General features: G+C 76.1%; 2 protein-coding genes. Both read left to right on the top strand.

What is annotated here, in order from left to right; genetic code table 11:
* The coding region (locus CBZ_RS20235) for an FtsX-like permease family protein (protein WP_130783214.1) at nt 1-1,633 on the top strand (1,633 nt) is incomplete at its 5' end.
* Nucleotides 1,634-1,820: 187 nt separating this feature from the next.
* The coding region (locus tag CBZ_RS20230; protein ID WP_130783213.1) for a hypothetical protein at nt 1,821-2,152 on the top strand (332 nt) is incomplete at its 3' end.

The following is a 2,152-nucleotide window of genomic DNA, read 5'->3' as shown; positions in this document are numbered from 1 at the left end:
CGAGGCCGGGATCCTCGGCATCGTCGCGTCCGCGATCGGCGTGCTCCTCGGGCTCGGCCTCTCGCAGGCGACCCTCGCGGTGCTGGCCCGGATGGACACCGGCGTCCCGATGCCCACCGGGATCGACGTGACCGTCGTCGTCATCGCGGTGCCGCTGCTCGTCGGCACCGTCGTCACGGCGCTCGCCTCGCTCGTGCCCGCCCGTGCCGCGACCCGCGTCTCCCCCGTCGCCGCGCTGCGCCCGGTCGACGCCCCGACCGTCGCCGCGCGGGCGGGCCTCGTGCGGCTCGTCTTCTCGCTCCTGCTCGTCGTCGGCGGCGTCGGCGGGCTCCTGCTCGCCGTCGTCGCGTCCGTCGGTGGCGAGGGCGACCCCATGCTCGCCCTCGCGGGCGGCGTGCTCGCCGGCGCCCTGTCGTTCGTGGGGGTCCTGCTCAGCGCCGTGTTCTGGCTGCCGCGCGTCGTCTCGCTCGTCGGCCGTGCGCTCGCCGCCACCGGGACCAGCACGCGGCTCGCCGCGGCGAACTCGGTGCGCAACCCGCGCCGCACCGCGGCGACCAGCACCGCGCTGCTCATCGGTGTGACGCTCGTCGTGCTCATGAGCACCGGCGCGGCGAGCGCCCGGCAGTCGCTGTTCGCCGAGCTCGACGACCACTACCCCGTCGACCTCACGGTCGCGAGCACGCTCGGGTCCGACGCGATCCCCGCGTCGACCATCGCGGACGTCGAGGCCGTCGACGGCGTCGCCCGCGTCGTCGAGGTGCCGTCCGTCGCCGCGCTCGTCGACGACGAGTACGTCGTCCTGCGTGCCCCGGAGCCCAGCGAGGCCGCCACCGTGCTGCGGAACTCCGACGTCCTCACCCACCTCGACGACGACACGATCGTCGTGCCGACCTACCGGGACGAGAAGCTCGACGGCACGGTCGTCTCGGTGGTGGAGGACACGTCCTCGCGGGAGACGTCCGTGCCTGGCGACGAGGCCGACGAGCCCGCCGCCCCGGTCGAGCTCACCGCGGTCTACACGTCGCTCGCCGGCGTCGACATGGTGGTCACGCCCGACACCCTGGCCCGGATCGCGCCCGAAGCGCCCACCTCGATGCTGTGGGTCGGCCTCGAGCCCGGCGCGGACGGCGCGACGACCGCGCTCGCGGTCATGGACACCGTCGGCGACGGCGGGCTCGTGGTCGAGAGCGCCGCCTCCGAGCGCCAGCAGTACGCGAAGGTCATCGACAGCCTGCTCGCGGTCGTCGTCGGGCTGCTCGGCGTGGCCGTGGTCATCGCGCTGGTCGGCGTCGCGAACACCCTGTCGCTGTCCGTCATCGAGCGCCGCCGCGAGTCGGCGACGCTGCGGGCGATCGGCATGACGCGCCGCCAGCTGCGGCTGATGCTCGCCGTCGAGGGCATGCTCATCGCCGGCATCGGTGCGCTCCTCGGCGTCGGGATGGGGCTCCTGTACGGCTGGGCGGGTGCGGCGATCGTGCTCGGCAACGCCGGCGGCGACATGCACCTGTCGGTGCCGTGGCGCGACCTGCTGCTTGTGCTCGTGGTCGCGCTGGCGGCGGGTCTGCTCGCGTCGGTGCTGCCCGGGCGAGCGGCGGCGCGGACGTCGCCCGTGGCGGCGCTCGCGGTCGACTGACCCGGCGAGGGCAACCCACAGCGGCCGCCCTCGCCTGGGCGGGCGACACGGACGCCCCCGAGAACGGAGGCGTGGGCCGGACGGGTCGACGCACCGAGGCGGCCGGTGGGCCTGTGGACGACGTGGCCATCCACGTCCGAGCAGGTCCACCGGCCGTCACCCTGCCCGGGGCGGGCATCCTCGCCCGGTGCGCCTCCTCGCCCTGCACCCCGACCCCGCCCGCGGACCCGGCCTCGCCACCACCGAGGTCGACGTCGAGCCCGGCACGACCGTCGCCGAGCTCCGGCCCCACCTCGCGCGGCTCACGGGCTACGCCGGGTGGGCGAGCACCGCCGTGCGCTTCGCCGTCGACGACGCGCTGCTCGACGAGACCCACCGCGCCGGGCACCACCCGCTCGTGCCCGGCGCGACCGTGCGGCACGGCGCCGGCGACCCGCCCGTCGAGCGGGCCGCCGTCCGGGCGGACCACCACGTCGCCGTCGTCGCAGGACCCGACAGCGGGCACCTGCTCCCCCTCCC

The sequence above is a fragment of the Cellulomonas biazotea genome (assembly GCF_004306155.1).
GTDB classification, from domain to species: Bacteria; Actinomycetota; Actinomycetes; order Actinomycetales; family Cellulomonadaceae; genus Cellulomonas; species Cellulomonas biazotea.
This window is presented reverse-complemented; position numbering and strand designations above follow the sequence as displayed.